Source organism: Acinetobacter sp. SwsAc6 (assembly GCF_013391565.1).
Classification (GTDB): domain Bacteria; phylum Pseudomonadota; class Gammaproteobacteria; order Pseudomonadales; family Moraxellaceae; genus Acinetobacter; species Acinetobacter cumulans.
In genome coordinates, this window is the sequence record NZ_JACAXE010000007.1 from 134,198 (window position 1) to 151,324 (window position 17,127).

Sequence of the window (17,127 nt, forward strand, 5' to 3'; positions counted from 1 at the left end):
AGGAGTGCATCATGTCAGAATCTACCCTAAAACCATTTACAGGTAAACTTGACGAAAATATTGATACAAATCAACAGCCAGCATTAAAACCATTTACTGGTGCACTTGATGGTGAAAAAAAAGGTGTAATGGGGCACTTAAAAGATACTGGCTTATCTGCTTTAAAAGGTGCGGTTGCTGTGCCTGAATTGGCTGTTGGTATCATGGATGTCATGTCTGATGGTACTACCGGTAAAACACTTGAAAATAAAGATGGCGCTATTGGCTTTCGACCTAAAGAAGCTAAACAAGCTCTAGGTGATTTACATACAGACCAATATAAAGCCCAACAACAAGAATTTGCTGATGCTGGTAAAGATGGAAATTGGGTAGACAAAGTCGTTGATAAAACAAAAGTTGCCTTAACAAATCCCTCATTAATTGCTAATACAGTAGTTGAATCTGTTCCTTCAATGTTAGCTGGTGCCGTATTAGGTCGTGCTTTAGGTATAGCTAACCCTATTGTTGCTGGTGCTGTTGGTGAAGGTGCAGTTATGGCAGGTAGCCAAGCTGAACAAATTCGCCAAGAAACTGTAGATGGACGCTTAACAGCAGACCAGTCTTTAGCAGGAGTAACAACAGGTGTACTTGGTGGTTTAATTGGTTTTGCTGGTGGTCGTCTTGCCCAGAAAATGGGTATTGGTGATGTTGATACCATGCTTGTAACAGGGCGTGCTGGTCCAGCTGAAATCGCTGGTGAGATTGCATCAATGCCTGCGAAGTCTTTACCTCGTCGTGTAATTGAAGGTGCAATTTCAGAAGGCTTTTTAGAAGAATTACCTCAATCAGTTTCAGAACAAGTCATACAAAATTTAGCCCTAGATAAGCCTTGGCATGATGGCATTGAGGATGCGGCTGTCATGGGGACTTTGGCTGGTATGGCAATGGGTGGTGCTGCCAATATCTTATCTGGCCATAACACAGGCACAGAATCCCAAGATAACCAACAACAATCAGGCTCACCTAATCTACCATCGGCACCTCCACAATTAGGCTCAAGTTCAGATAATGCTTTAACTGGTGAATATATCCCACGTGAAAATGTGCCACAGGGTGATAATCAAGGTCGCACAGCTTTTGTTTATGATCAACCATCAATGGATGCTGATAATTTATTAAACAATAATGGCTTTGATTATGGCAGTGCAGCAACTGGTAATCCAGTCAGCCCAGATACACCACCAGCACCGAATGGTAATTATTTTGATGGTGATTATGGCAGTGAAGCAGCCTTTGATGATCTGTTAAACGAAGTACCACCGTTGAACCAAACGCCTTCACAGCGTATGGGCTTGAATCCTAATGATGGTCCATTGTCTACAGCCGCAGCTTTGGCCGTGGATAGTGGTATATCTTCAGAGATGCCGCAAGAGGTTACAGCAGCGGCACAGAATGAAAATAATAATTCACCTTTAACGACAGCAGCAGGTCTACTTAATGCGCCAAACGAAAATAGCTCAAGCAATGAATCGGGTACCGGATCTTCAAGTAATGGACCTCTTGGAGAAACAAGCAATTCGCAGCTTCGAGAAACATCAGGATCTATTTCCACCGTTGCAAACAGTAACGCAGATGACAGCAAAGACAACAACCTTGAGCGGCCAGGAGATACAGCACTCCTTTCAAACACTATCGGAAATGATGGAAAAGATACGTCAGGAAGAAACGATAGTGTCAATTCAGTTTCAGGAATTGGTGAGCCTTCACAAGCAGCACCAGGGCAGCCAGATCGTAATAATCTCAACACCGTCGGGAATAACTCCGTTTTATCAGGCGAAAATGAAGCAGCAGCGACAAGCAGTTCTACTATCGGAACAACTGCAGGTGATTCACAAAATCGAACTGTAGAGCCTATTCTAGGTGCCGACGGTAAAAATAAATGGTTTGGCAACCAGGATAAAGCCAATGCTTTTCTTGAAAAGAAAAATCTAGGCAATGATTACCAGGTGGTCCAAGACGGCAAGCGTTTTGAAATTCAGCCTAAAGTCCAAGCTCCGGTGCAAGATAAAACAGCTCCGGTACAAGCTCCGGTGCAAGCGAAAATTTCAGACCTGGAACAGCAGCTTGCCAATGAAAAGAGCGTGATTAAAAAGGTCCGTTTGCGTAAACAGATTACAGAGTTGCAAAACGGTTTGACAGAACAGGCGCAAAGCAGTGTCAGTTTGAATCAACCACAAAAGACTACTGTAGAAAATCTGAGTAGCGAATTTAAGAAAATTGAAGACGCTACCACACGGGTTAATGCAGTACGTCAACGTATACGTGAAGCAAATCCTGAAATTTTCACCGCTGAAAATGATCGTGTTCGTGAAACACATGGTTTAACCAATGCGCGTGTTACGATGATTGCTGACGAAATTGAAACTTCAGGCAGCTATGAATTGTCTGATCGTGAATATTACAAGGTTAAGAACAATCCAAATTATAAGATCAACTACAACCCGAAAACCTTTATTGGCAAAGTTACAGCCGTTAAGGACCCACATAGCGGCGAATGGGTAGGTCAGTCTGACAATACGCCGGTATCAGCAAACCCACAAAAAGACATTGAGCAATTCATCACTGAGAACAAGTCTGCATTCCCTAATAACTGGCAGCGCGACAGCCAATGGTCAGCACAAGCACGTGCAGCGGTTGAAAAGAAACTTGATGAGATTCTACCTAGCGATATAAACCAAAAAGAATTTCAGACACAAGTTGATCAGGCTATGGAATTTGCTAAGAAGCAATATCCAACACTTGAACAGCAGCATGAGCAGATCAAGCATCCAGTAAACAAGTGGCAAGAGGAAATGAATAAGGCTTTAGAAAAGGCCGATCCTGAGCATCCTCTATTTAAAAAACTGCAAGCCAGTGCCAAGAATGGGCTTAAATCCGTTTCTGATCGTGCCGTTGCATTACGCCAGGCACGTGAGATTGAGAAAAAATTAGAAGCACCTAAAGCACAAGCAGATGCGCCAAAAGCCAAACCTTCTAAAAACACGTTGGTATCCGATGAGCGTGCAGCAGAGTTACGTGCAAGATTAAAAGCCAAGCTATCACAACTGAATAGTGGTATTGACCCTGAAATCATGGCTATTGGTGCGGAACTTGCGGTTTACCATATTGAACGTGGTGCACGTAAGTTTGCAGCATTAGCTAAAAATATTGCGAATGATCTTGATGTGAGTGTCGAAAAGATCCGTCCATACCTGCGTAGTTGGTATAACGGTGCACGTGACATGATGGAGGATATGGGTGCGGATATTCAGGGCATGGATAGTGCAGAAACCGTTCGTGCAGAATTAGCAAAACTCGATAATCCACAACAACAGTTAAATACAGTACAGAGCAAAACAGAAACGGTTGTTACACCTGCAGGTCGTGAATTTGAGGTGCGCCACAAAGTCGTTGAAGCAAGCGACTTAATCACATCAAATCTGGACAGCGGTGCAATTAATGCAGAATACCCACAAGCCTTACAACCACGTGACCGCACCACTTTAAAATCCGTTACCCAGGTCAATGACATTGCCAACAAACTTAACCCTAAATTATTGGGTGATAGTGCAAGCTCTACCAATGGTGCGCCTATCGTATCGCCTGGTAATGAAGTTGAAAGCGGTAATGGTCGTACCCTGGCGATTCGCAAAGCCTACCAAATAGGCAAAGCAGACGCATACAAAGCATGGTTAGCTGAACAGGGCTATGATGTGGACAACATGCAGCAGCCAGTATTGGTCCGTGAACGTATCACGCCAATGAACATGGCCGAGCGTGTAGCCTATACCACAGAATCCAATGAGCGTGAAACACTGGATATGAGCCCAAGTGAACAGGCCATGTCTGATGCACCGAAAGTCATGGATATTTTGCACCTGGTACAAGGTGGCAGTTTTAACAATACGGCCAATCGTGATTTTGTGAATGCCTTTTTAACTGGTGTAGCATCCAAAAACGAGCGCGGTACCATGCTCGATAAAGATGGGGTATCACTGACCCAGGACGGTTATCGCCGTATTGAATCAGCCTTGCTTGCAGCTGCTTTTAATGATGCTCAAATCATTAGTCAGGTGATTGAGTCTAAAGACAGCGATATTAAAGCCATTGGTAATGCTTTGATTGAAGTGGCACCACAATGGGCGCAAGTCCGTAAAGGTGTAATGGAAGGCATTCTAGTTGAGGGTGTAAACGTCGAAGCCAATTTGGTTGAGGCGGTCCATCTAGTACGCAAAGCACGTCAGCAAAACCTATCTTTATCTGAAATGCTAAACCAAGACGATATGTTCGATGGAGGTATTGATCAGGTAACAAAAGACTTCGTTAGTATCTTCTATCGTGGTGATAAACTGGAAAAAGCGCGTAGCAGCCAGAAAGTTGCAGAAGCATTAAAGTCGTATGCGCAATTGGCTATGACTGCAAAAGCGACACCTAATCTGTTTGGTGATGCACCTTTAAGCAATGAGCAAATTTTAGGACAAGTACATGACAGACTTAAACAAGGCGAAGCCGAAAAGCAACAAGACATCTTCTCTAGCCAAGGAAATGATGACACAGGTAATGGAAAACCTAGCGAAACAGGACAAGGACCTGCATCTAGCCAATCAAATGCAGCAACGTCGAAATCCAACACAGCAGTAACACGACCAACGGTTGAGCGCCCTAAGAATGACACAACACTTGTTCAGGATTGGGGTGTTCAATATGTAGATGGTTGGGCAACCAATTCGGAACATACAGGTAAAATTTATACTGATAATGGCTTAAAAGATGGCGTAAAAGCTGCATTCCTAAAAGATTCTAAAAAGTACCTTGAAGCAGTACAAAAGAATTTGGAAGGCATTGGTTATGAGTTGCATCTAAATAAAAAGGGCAAGCCTGAAAAAGTCAGCGTAAATGAATCAGGCGTAGCTGGTAGTGGTGAAGTATCGCTTTATATCCGCGAACCAGTGGCAGGTACTAACGTATATGTCAGCATTGGTGATGGTCGTCCAGGTTCTCACCCACAACGTATTGGCATTATGTATCGTGCCACCATAAAGGAAAGCGATAAGCAAGCCAGTGGCTTTGGTATTGAGAACTCTGGAAACCAGTATGCTGGTGCTAATACATCAGCGTTTGAACTGGCTCAAATGATTGATGATATGGTCACTGCGCTTGTGAAGCGTAACCAGAACAAGGAAAACAGCAATGAACAACCTGCAAGCAATACAAGCAATCCGCAAGGAACGTCAGCAGTACGAGGAGGACGAGGACGTACTCCACAATCGAATGATCCACAAGCAAATAATACAAATGTGGAAACAGGAGTATCCGCAGGAAGTGCAACGTCTGGAACAACGCAAGCTACTGGACGATCTCGCGTTCGTGGTGCAACAGCGAATGTGGCGAACAATGGAGGATCTGCAACAGGCTGGAATGAATCCAACCGACGCACGGGAACAAGCGGAACAACAACACTATCCGTTGATCAACCTATAAAATTAGAATCACCGGCAGCAGTAGCCAATACCGCTACAGATTTTCACATGATCGATCCGGAGTTGATCATTGGCGGCACTCAGGTAAAACGATTCGATAAGAACAAAGCAGCTCTTGAGCTTTTGGAAGAACTGACCAACGAAGGTCGTCAAGCGACAACTGAAGAACAAGCGATTCTAGCGGGTTACACTGGTTGGGGTTCATTTGGCCAGGATCTATTCCAAGGCACCTGGGATAAGCCAGTATTTAAAGACGAAAGTGTTTGGAAAGAGCGTAACTTATGGTTACGTGAGAAGTTAGGCAAAGAAGCCTGGGAATCCGCAAAAGATTCGACTATTAATGCGCATTTTACCGACCCGTACACCGTTGCGGCTATGTGGTCCATGGCTGAAAAAATGGGCTTTACCGGTGGACGTGTACTTGAGCCGGCTATTGGTACAGGTAACTTTATCAGCTTGATGCCATATCACTTAAAACAGCGCAGCCAAGTGACCGGGATTGACCTAGACATTACTACTGCTGCTATTGCAAAACAGCTATTCCCTGAAAGCAATGTGCAGAACATGCCATACCAGAAGTCTAAAACACCAGATAACTTCTATGACCTGGTTATTTCTAACGTACCATTTGCTGATATTAAAATTGCAGACCGTCGCTACAACCAATTTAACCCGAATCTGCATGATTACTACTTCCTGAAAATGCTGGACCAAGTACGGCCTGGTGGTATCGTGATGGCGATTACTTCATCCGGTACCATGGATAAACAATCCGAAGTGATTCGTCGTGAACTTGCGAAAAAAGCCGAGCTTATTACATCGGTTCGTTTGCCATCTGGTGCATTCCAGGAATATGCCGGCACTGCCGTTGTGACAGATATTATTGTGCTGCGTAAACGCGCAGAGCCTTTATCTATGACGCCGGAAGTCAATTGGATTGGTTTATCCGAAGTTAAAACTTCATCAAAACCAGTGAAAGTAAACAGCTTCTATGCTGAAAACTTGCGTAATGTGTTGGGTGATATTGATTATGGCAGTGGCACTACCCGATTTGGTGCTGGCATGATCGTGCATCGCCCACATGACCTAAAACAGCGACTTGAAAAAGCAGCTGATTTTGTTCCTGAAAATGCTTTAATGCCACGACATAGCGAAGATCATTTGACTTACTACGCCAACAAAGCTGGTGAGCGTACCAATACGCTAACGATCAGCAATGGCGAACTGATGTTTGTCTATGGCGACCAGATGGTCAAAGCCACCGATCTTGTTGAATATAAAATCAAGGATGCAAAGAAAACCGCACAGCGTCAGAAATCGATTGAGGATTTGGTTGCAATCCGTAAAGCCTACACCGATTTAACCGATGCAGAACGTATCGATCAAGACAATGTAGAGCAGCTGCGCAAAACTTTGAATAAACTTTACCTGGCATATACCAAAGAACATGGTCCTTTGGCTGATTCGTTTGGTTTGCAATACTTTAAGAAACTGGAAGATGCGTATTACTACAGCCTAGCGGCTTTAGAAGTGAATGGTAAGCCTGCTGAAATTTTAAAGCGAAGTGTTGTTCGTGGAGCCGCTGCTCTTGATAACCCAACAGTATCGGATGCCTTTGTGGTGGAACGGAATAAATCCGCTGCGCCTAGTCTGGCCAATATTGCAAAACTAGCCAATGTATCTGAGGACCAGGCACGCGCTGAACTACTAGAAAAGGGTGCGGTATATGTATTGCCGAATGGCGATATTATGCCAAGCGATATGTACCTATCTGGAAATGTTCGCCAAAAATTAGAAGAAGTACAAAACGCCGTTGCAGAAGGGAATACTGATCTACAACGTAACATCGATGCCTTAAAGGAAATCATCCCGGAGGATATTCCATACTTCAATATTGAAGCGAAGATGGGCGCGACCTGGGTGCCGTTGTCAGACTATGAGAACTACATTGCACACATGCTTGGTATGACTGACAGCACTGGCATCAAAGTGACATTCCCAAATGGTAAATGGAAAGTCAAACTTGATCCTATTGCAGCACGTCGTACCGAAGCCACGACCAACTATGGATCTAAATACAAGTCATTCCAGACTGTAGTATCTGCTGCATTATCGAACCAGACCATTACAGTGAAATACAAGGATAGTGATGGCTCTGAACACGTGGACGTACAAGCCACGGAAGAAGTGAACGAAAAGATTTCCAAGATCAAGGAAGATTTCGCCACCTGGTTATGGTCCGATCCTGAACGCCGTGTGCAACTGGAAAAAGAATATAACCATGCAATCAATGCTTGGGCGACACCTAAATATGATGGTTCGTTCATGTCGATGCAGGGTATGGCGTTAAGCCTGGGTAATGGTACGTTTAACTTGCGTCAGCACCAACAGAATGCCATCTGGCGAGCGATTGTCAATCGTCGTTCCATTAATGCGCATGAAGTGGGTACCGGTAAAACCTTTACCATGGGTGGTATTGCACTTGAATCACGTCGCTATGGTATTGCTAAAAAGCCATTGATCCTAGCCCACAATGCCAACAGCGCAGCCGTAGCCAAAGAAATTCAGATGATGTATCCATCGGCGCGTGTACTGTTTATCAGTGAATTAGGTAAAGCAGTCCGTCAGATCCGTATGCGTCAAATTGCCAATGATGATTGGGATGTGGTGGTGATGCCACACTCGATGATTGATAAGCTCACTTTGTCTGAAGAAACCTTGATGGCTATGGCTGCTGATGATATTGCAGCACTAGAAGCAGAGCTTGAAGAAGCACTGGCCGAAGAAGGTGGCGCAACTTTAGATGAAGTCTTGGCGATGGATAGCGAAACCGTCAATAAAAAAATGGGCTTTAAAAACCCAACTGCCAAGCAGCTTGCAAAACAACGTCTGAAACTTTTGGAGGACATTCAAAAGCAAGCCATGGATTCAAGTAAAGCCGATGCGGTGAACTTTGAAGAACTTGGTGTAGACATGATCATGGTAGATGAGGTGCATGAGTTTAAAAAACCAAGCATTGCCACACGTATGAACATGAAAGGCTTAAACACCAGTAGCAATAAACGCTCAGTGAATTTGCAGTTGCTCACTCGTTATGTGCGCCGTATGAATAATGGCGGTAACGTGCATACCTTTACCGGTACACCGATCACCAACACCCTGACTGAAATATATCATCAGATGCGTTATGTGATGGAAGAAGAAATGCAGAAACTTAATGTCGCTGCCTGGGATGGCTGGTTTGGTAGTTTTGCGACCGACATTACTGATATTGAATTGTCTGCAACCGGTGAATATCAATTGGTCACTCGTTTGGCTGGATTCGTAAACGTGCCAGAACTTCGCAAGATGATTGGTCAGTTTATGGATATTGTTTTTGCCAACGATATGCCTGAGATGCAGCCACGTAAAACCAAAACCGGCAAAGTATTGTCAGATGAAGGTTTAACTGAAGCAGAAAAAGCCGAGTTGCTAAATGGCCGTACCGAAGGTGCCAAAGATCGTCCGTATAAAAAAGTGATTAACGTCACCACGGAAATGTCGCCAAAACAGGAACAAACGCTGGCTGAGATTCAGTCCCTAGCGAAAGAATGGGAGCAAGCAACCGGTAAAGAAAAACGCCAATGGATGCGTGATGGCGATCCACGTGCACCGCTATCGATCAGTACCGCAGCCAAGAAAGCCAGTTATGATGCGCGTATTGGTGATCCTGAATACATTGGCCAGGAGGGTAAAACCGAAGATTTTGAAATGTCAAAAGCATCTCAAGTGGTTAAAAATGTGATGGAGGTATATCACTCACACCCACTTGCAAGCCAGGTCATTTTTGCAGATACCGGTTATAACACTACAACCGAACGTAGCACTGGTCAGAAAGATGCTAACGGGAAAACGATTCGTGAGCGAGTTAAAGTCTTTTCACCAATCAAGGATATTGTAGAACGTCTGGTTCAATCGGGTATCCCACGTGAACATATTGCCATTGTCGATGGTTCAGTCAAAGCCGAAGCACGTAAAGCGATTGCTGACAAGGTGAATACTGGTGAGATCCGTGTGGTGATTGGCTTAACTCAAACGCTCGGAGTAGGTGTGAATATGCAGCGCAACTTACGCGCCATGCACCACCTGGACGCGCCATGGATGCCGGGTGAACTTGAACAGCGTAATGGTCGCGGTTTACGCCAGGGCAACCAATGGAACACGGTACTTGAGTATCGTTACATCACCGATAAGTTAGACGGTAAATCATGGCAAGTCCTGGCCATTAAGGACCGTTTTATCAATGCCTTTATGAAAGCCGATGGTAATGTTCGTTCGATTGAAGGTGATGCTGCTGCGGATAACGGTGAAGATAATGCAGGGGATATTATGTCCTCATTCTCAGAAGCCTCCGGCGACCCACGTGTACTGCAACGGATCAAGATGAAAGAAAAACTTGAGAAGCTGCAACGAAAAGAGCGTTTGCATACACAGGGTATCGCGGATATGAAGCGTACCATTGGCAACACGCAACGTCGTATTGCTCGTTTTGATGAGCAAATTGCCGAGTATGAGAACAATGCTGTCCTGGATCGTATTCAAACACTAATGCAGTCACAGTCTGAAAACTTCTCCGCAGAGGTGGACGGCAAGAAATACGACAAGCACAAGGAAGCATCGGACGCGATTCAACAATTCATTGCCGACCATGTGCGTACTGGCTCATCACGAATCACATTAGGCAAGTACGGCAATGTCACTATGTCGGTTGAATGGGATAGCCTGCAACCACAAGCAACATTATCGATGAAGATTGGGCCGATTGAATTTAAGGGTAATACCTTACGTGGCATCGAGGGTAAGCTACGTGGTGTTAGCCAAGATATTCAAGCTATTGTAGATGCCAAAGCATCGGCGCAACAGACCATTGATAGCCTGTCAAAAGCAGTCAAGCAGCCGTTTGGACAATCTGATCAATTGGCACGTACTCAAAAGCAGCTTGAAAATATTGAGCAAGACTTGGAAAGCAACCCGGTAGCACCGCCGATCTGGTTACGCCGTGGTACGCCAATTGATTCAGAAGTGTATTACAAAGGCAAACTGTTTATCGTGTCTGGGCACCGTTATACCAATGACGGTTGGTTTGTATCAGCAGATGATGCGAAAGGGACCATTGAGATTCCGTACCTGGAAGCAACCGACAGTGTAGGTATGCCGATTTATGAGGAAAGAGAATTTGAAGCACCAAATATTAATGACAAAACAAAGGCAGACAATGATGTAAAAAATGAAATTAATGACTATAGCCGTGACAAATTAAAACCTGATAACGAGCGTAGAGGTACTTCACCACTAGATACTACCTTTAATGCTTTATCAGTTGTCAGTGCTACTCGACGAGTCCTTTCTGTTCTTCAACATCTCAAACTGTCCGCTACACAAGATTCGTCGATTAGTGGTCGAATTACTGTTGGAAGTGCTGGAATTAAGGGGGGATTTGATGTTCAGGTTATTTCTAGTTTTAGCGATCTTCCGAAAGTCATACAAAATGATGCAACCTACAAAGATGAAAATGGCAAAACCCAAAATTATGATGTAAGCGGTGTTTGGCATGATGGCACGCTCTATGTGGTTGCTGATCAGGTTTATGGGGATAGCAATAAACAGCTTACTACATTTGATGCTTATGAGGAATTATTAACCCATGAAATTGTTGGGCATTTTGGTGTTCAAAAGCTATTTGGAAATGAGTATAAGACCAAATTTCAACAACTATTTAATGCTCTGGGTAAGCTTGAGGGTATTCGTAAAATAGCAAAAGATAATGGCGTGGATATGCAGCAATTTGAAAGTGCATATATTGAACCATACACTCAAGGTGTTAAAGATGAAATTTATACCGAATCAGATGTTCAGCAAGCTTTGGTTTCTGAGCTATTTGCTTTTGTTGCACAAAATGCCAAGTCACGTCCTTTTGTACGTCAAAAGCTAAAGGAAGTGCTTGGTTATATCCGTCAATGGTTTCGTGATCGTGGCTTTGATAAATTTCTTTCACGTTACAATGATGCCGATTTGATGATGTTTTTGTCAGAAGCTCGTAAGGCTGTAGTTGATCGAAGCTATTTTGGTAAATATAAAAATCAAGAATTTTCATCTAAGAACAATTCTGATACTCCACTTTATAGCCGTCGCACTAAAAGTAATTCAGGCTCTACAACTCAACAAGTACGAGACGTGTTGATTGATCGTTTTGGTAAAGAGACCATTGATGAGCTTGAACAACAAGGTAAGCTTGAGATTATTCAGGATTATCAGGTTGAAGGTGTTGAGGGCTTCTATTACAACGGTAAAGCCGTACTCGTTGCATCGAATCTGACTGCTGAAAGCACAGTGCCAACATTCTTACATGAGTTGGGTGGTCATGCTGGTTTTCAAAATATGATGAACCAGAAACAATATAATGAATTGATGAATCAATTTAATAAATTAGTTGAGCAGGGTAATCCTGTTGCTTTAGCTGCAAAGATGCTTGCAGAACGTGAACAAGGCTCTGAACGTCAGCAGCTTGAATATTTACCATATTTATTAACCCTTTCATCTACTATGCAACAACGTAATGTGATTCAACGGAATGCACTGCAAAAGTTGATTAACAATATTGTTTCGTATGTAAAAGCATGGGTATTTGATAATTTTGGTATCAATCTTAATTTGAATCCTGATGATATGCTTGCATTATCAGAGCGTATGATTGGGCAAATTAAACATCAATCATCATTGGATTTAATTCGTCAAAAATATCATGGTACAAATCAATGGATGACAGCACCAAACGGTGCAAAGACACATCTTTCAGAACAACAATGGTTACAAGTCCGCACACCAGAATTTAAGAAATGGTTTGGTGATTGGGAAAATGATGCAGCAAATGCTTCACAGGTATTGGATGAAAATGGGGAGCCTAAGGTTGTTTATCATGGTACTGCCACCGAGTTTAATGAATTTAAGCAGGGTCATGGCTTATTGGGGGGTGGTATTTACTTAACTGATAGTTTTGATACAGCAGATGTATACGCCAATATCCGTGGGGAAAATGGCTTTGTACTTCCATTATTTGTAAACATTCGGAATGCGTTCAAAACTACAGGTAATGTTTCACGTGATGAATTTGTAGAAGCGACAACTTCTGGGAAATATCAGGGAATCGTTCATCAGTTTGAAAATCAAGAATATATTGTTGCATTAGAGCCTAATCAAGTAAAAATGGCAGAGGGGAATAAAGGCACATTTAATAGTGAAAGTTCAGATATTAGATTTAGCCGTTCAGCAAAAGACATTATTGATAATCTGAGTAAAAACTTAGGTAATATTTCCATTTCATCGGTTAAGGATAAAACAGGTTATAAATTTACTGATTGGTTGGGTATTGGCTTATCAGCCTTAGGTCGTCGACAACTTACTGAAATTTACAGCAAAATTTTACCGCAGTTAAACAAATATAATGAATTGGCTGCTCAAATGGATGCTGATAAGAACGATGCTGGTGCTGAAGCTGATAGTATCGTGCGTGAATGGGCAAATTTAAACGATGAAGATCAACTTGCAGAGTTAATGCATGATTCGACTTTAGCAAAAATTGACCCTACAAAGCCTCATGTGAAAGGGGATAGTGTTTCCAGATATAAGCAATTACGTGATGATTACAATTCATTATCACCTGAAGCTCAGGCAATGTATTTAAAAGCACGTGATGCTTATAAAAAGCACTATGCAAAAGTACATCAAGCAATTAAAGAGCGCATCTTACGATCAGAACTTTCTAGTCAAAAGAAAGCTGATTTACTTAAACAGATGGATGATAACTTCTTCGGTTATGTCAAAGGAGTATATTTCCCATTGGCTCGTTTTGGTAAATATGTAGTGGTGATGCGTAATCAAAACGGTGAAGTGGAGAGCGTTAGCCGTGCTGAAACCATGGGAGAAGCACAAAGTCTAAGATCAGAATTAATGCAAAAATATCCTCATTATAAAACTGATCGAGTCGTGTTGGATAAAGAGTTTAATGCTTCTCGTGATGCTGTTGGCCGTGGATTTATGACTAACCTGTTTGCTGAGGTTGATAATCTTGGATTATCCACAGCTGAACAAGCAGAATTTGAAGACACTTTAAGTCAATTATATCTATCATCAATGCCTGATTTATCCTGGGCAAAACATGGTATCCATCGAAAGGGTACTGCTGGATTCAGTCAGGATGCTCGTCGTGCATTTGCTCAGAATATGTTTCATGGCGCAGGTTATCTTGCCAAATTGCGATATGGTGATCGGTTGGCACAGCAGCTTGATGATATGCAGAAATACGCATCTGAACAAAGTAAGCTTAATGATAGTTATGATCAGCCGACAGCTCAACGTGTCATTGATGAAATGAACAAACGTCATGACAACTTAATGAACCCTAAAGGGCATCCTTTATCAAGTGCATTAACCAGTTTGGGCTTTATTTATTACCTGGGGCTATCACCAGCAGCGGCTATGGTCAACTTATCGCAGACAGCATTGGTTGCATATCCGATCATGGGTGCTAAATGGGGTTTTGACAAAGCAGCGAATGAATTACTGAAAGCATCCAATGATTTTAGGAAGGGTGTAGAGTTTCATAAAGTGAAGTGGGAAGGCTCAAAGACTGACCTTTACAAAACGATTAGTTCAGATATTTCTAAATTCCTAAGTAAAGATGAAAAACAGGCTTACGAGGATGCTGTGGCTCGTGGTGTGATTGACGTAACTCAAGCACATGACTTAGCGGGGATTGCTCAAGGTGAAGATAGCGGGGTGATGTGGAAAACACGTCCGATTATGCGTGCAGCAAGTGTCATGTTCCATAGTGCTGAACGATTTAACCGCGAAGTAACTTTTATTGCAGCGTATCGTCTAGCGCGTCAATCAGGTGAAAAGCATGATTCAGCATTTGATCAGGCTGTAGATGCTACTTACAGAGGGCACTTTGATTACAGTTCCGGAAACCGTCCACGCATCATGCAAGGTAATGTTGCTAAAGTTCTTTTACTGTTTAAACAGTTTGGTCAGAACATGGTTTACACATTGGCTCGTCAGACATATCAGTCAATCAAAGGTGAAACGGAAGCCGAACGAAAAGAAGCTCGTAAATCACTTGCTGCTATTTTGGCAATGCACGCAACTTTTGCTGGTACGCTTGGGTTGCCTATGGTTGGAATGTTGTTGTCAGTTGCATCATGGATGGGTGGGGATGACGATGACCCTTGGGATGCTGAAGTTGCATTACGGAACTATCTTGCTGAAGCATTTGGACCAACGATTTCAAATATGCTAATGAAAGGTGCGCCACGTGGTATTGGGGTGGATATTTCTGGTCGCGTTGGTATTAATAATTTACTGTTACCAGATGTACAAGAAGGGTTAGAAGGGAAAAAGTGGTGGGATTCAGCATCAGCAGCAGTATTAGGTCCTATTGGCGGGATTGGGGCAAATATTGCAAAAGGTGCACAGGAAATTTCAGAAGGGCATAATCTACGTGGAGTGGAAAGTATGCTGCCAGTGTTTCTTAAAAACTTTGCTAAAACCTATCGTTATGCTGATGAGGGTGTCCAAGACAAAACTGGTGTATCTATCATGGATGAAGTTAGTTCAATGGATTTACTTGTCCAAGGTATGGGGTTCTCACCATCTGATGTTCGTACAGCCAGCGAAGGCAAAACAGCAATTTATCAGCTTAACCGAAAGCTCAATGAGCGTCGTAGTCGTTTAATGGCTTTATGGTCACGAGCGAAAATGATGGATGACCAACAAGAGATGGATGAAATTTGGGAAGAAATTCAAGGTTTCAATGACAAAAATCCATCACGTCGTATAACTAGAATGAACCTTAATCAAAGTTATCGTAATCGCCAACGTCGTATAGATCGTGCGGAAGATGGCATATATTTGTCACGGAATCGTCAAGATGCACGTGAAGCTGGTTACTTTGCTTTTGGTGAATAACCCCCTGTAAGGTTCGCTAAATAACCACCTTTAAATAAAACTCTACGAAATAAAGTAGGGTTTTATTTCGGGGCAAGTTATGCAAGAAAACACAATTCCATGGATCATCAAAGTTGTGCCTGCCGTAGTGGGGGCTATTCTTGCCCTAGTATTAAGTGGTGACATTGATAAAAACGGAAAAATTCAAGTTTCTTTGGGTGTTATAGGCAAGTTTTTATTCAGCGTTTCAGTCAGCCTTTATGGCGGTTCAGCATTTATTGAATATTACGAATTATCAAAATATTCTCACATGGCTCAAGGCTTTGTGATGCTTATGTTTGCAGTTTTTGGATTATTAGGGATTGGCATTCTTTATCAGTCCATTGCACTGATGCAGGGTAAGCCCTTATCTGAAGTTATTAGTGAGGTCAAAGCTGCCTTTATTTCAATACTTAGTAATGGTAAAGGTGGGAAAAATTGATGAATACTCTTGATATTACACAACTTCAAAAAGCCGTTGGCGTGAAAGCTGATGGAATTCTTGGGCGTAATACTTTAACAGCTGTATTTCAAAAACTTGGTGCTAATCCTGCACGAGCTACTGAATTAGCATTAGCAGCAAATGTGCACTTAGAGACATATTCAATCAAGACGCAGTTACGCTTTTGTCATTTCTTTGCTCAACTTGCTCATGAAAGCGGAAATTTTCGCTATATGGAAGAAATTGCTTCAGGTGCAGCTTATGAAGGTCGAAAAGACTTAGGTAATGTAAACAAAGGCGACGGTGTGCGTTATAAAGGTCGAGGACCAATCCAGTTAACTGGTCGAGCTAATTATCGTAAGTATGGTCAAGAACTTGGAATTGATTTTGAAAATAACCCTACAATTGTTGCGCTGCCAAGTATTGGAATGCTTGTAGCTTGCAAATACTGGTCTGAAAATAACTTAAATGTATTTGCAGATTATGATGATGTAACCACGATTACTCGTCGTATTAATGGCGGTTTAAATGGCTTTGATGATCGTAAAAATAAACTTTCTATGATTAAAGGGTGGTTTAAATGATTGATGCCGTGTTAGGTAAATTTTACAAATACATCATTTTAGGCTTAATGATATTTATCTTTGGCTATGTTTTTTATGCCAATTCTCTTGCTGTAAAATTGGCAAATGCTGAAAAAGTTAAAACTAAAGCAGTAGCTGATGCTATTAAGCCTTATCAAGATGCAATTGATCAGGCTCAAGAGGAAAAAGCCACCATTATGCAAACATGGTCAGCTAAAATTATAGAGGTAGAACAAAATGCAATTAAAAAAATACAAGATGCGAATGCTGCCGCTCGTAGTGCTGACTTGGCTGCTAGTGGGTTGTCAAAGCAACTCAGTGAAGCCAACAAACGTTTGTCCAGTGCTCCCAAGCAAACCATCATTAACTACACCATTGCCAACTCAGAATTACTCGAAAGTTGCACAGCTGAATATCGAAGCTTGGCAGAAAAAGCTGATGGACATTCACTGGACGCAATGAGGTTATACGATAGTTGGCCAGTTAAGTGAGGGCTTTGCTGTTTCAAGATACTATAAATTCTGCTAAAACCCGATATAATCATTGTGTCAGGTGAATTTAGATAAAAATAGACTAAAATCAT

4 protein-coding genes are annotated in these 17,127 nt (G+C 42.4%); all 4 read left to right on the plus strand.

Features of this window, described 5'->3' with window-relative positions:
- Positions 1 to 11: 11 nt before the first annotated feature.
- The 4 genes from HYG93_RS07450 to HYG93_RS07465 all read left to right on the plus strand — a co-directional run bounded on the left by HYG93_RS07450 (position 12) and on the right by HYG93_RS07465 (position 17,035).
- Positions 12 to 15,500 (plus strand): PLxRFG domain-containing protein, encoded by a 15,489-nt coding sequence (locus tag HYG93_RS07450; protein ID WP_178962179.1) that lies wholly within the window; start codon positions 12 to 14, stop codon positions 15,498 to 15,500.
- Between the two features lie 79 nt (positions 15,501 to 15,579).
- Positions 15,580 to 15,960 (plus strand): hypothetical protein, encoded by a 381-nt coding sequence (locus HYG93_RS07455; RefSeq protein ID WP_042890510.1) that lies wholly within the window; start codon positions 15,580 to 15,582, stop codon positions 15,958 to 15,960.
- Positions 15,960 to 16,544, plus strand: coding sequence for a glycoside hydrolase family 19 protein (locus HYG93_RS07460; RefSeq protein ID WP_121530673.1), 585 nt, complete (start codon positions 15,960 to 15,962; stop codon positions 16,542 to 16,544). The genes HYG93_RS07455 and HYG93_RS07460 overlap by 1 nt, the downstream gene beginning before the upstream one ends.
- The gene (locus tag HYG93_RS07465) at positions 16,541 to 17,035 is read left to right on the plus strand and encodes a hypothetical protein (RefSeq protein ID WP_178962180.1); all 495 of its coding nucleotides are present in this window, start codon (positions 16,541 to 16,543) and stop codon (positions 17,033 to 17,035) included. Before HYG93_RS07460 ends, HYG93_RS07465 begins: the two co-directional genes overlap by 4 nt.
- Positions 17,036 to 17,127: the final 92 nt, after the last annotated feature.